A 578-nucleotide genomic window follows, 5' to 3' on the forward strand; every position below is an offset into this window, starting at 1 on the left:
TAGTAAAGACGAAACAATAAATAAAAATAAAAACAAAGAAATAAATAAAAATTTAAATCAAGATGAAAATTCAAATCAAGAAAGTGATACAAAAGAAAATACAAATAGCATAAAAGAACAAGATTTTTATCTTTTATCTTCCCACTCTAAAAACCTAAACCATTTCATCTTAGAAAATAAAGACAAAAATAAAAAAATTATCTTTTTAAATAATACTTCATCGATGTCAAATTTAATCCATATTTATGATAGTCATTGCGATATTTTTATTAAAAATGAATCTTTACTTGACATTAAAAGAATAGAAAAAGAATATGATATTAAATTTAAAGAATTTAATACAAGAGTGTTTTTTTACGAAAAACTTCTTTTAGGTGCAAAAGAAAATAATGAGTTTTTATTTGAAGAAAAAGAAGAAAATTTGCTTTATCATTTTAAATACGATAAAGAGGATTTAAGTTCTTTAAAAGATTTAAGTATAAAATATAATATTTATAATGCAAGGATTAAAAATTATTCTTTACTAGAAGAAAGTTTAAATATCAAATTAAAACCTAAAGAATTTAAAAAAGCAATTG

Annotated in this window: 1 pseudogene; it reads left to right on the plus strand. The window is 19.2% G+C overall.

The annotated features are described in order from the left end of the window. Window positions 1-578: pseudogene (locus H2277_RS09125) on the plus strand (hypothetical protein); the annotation flags it as partial.

Source organism: Campylobacter sp. W0014, from assembly GCF_020135975.1.
Lineage (GTDB): Bacteria > Campylobacterota > Campylobacteria > Campylobacterales > Campylobacteraceae > Campylobacter_D.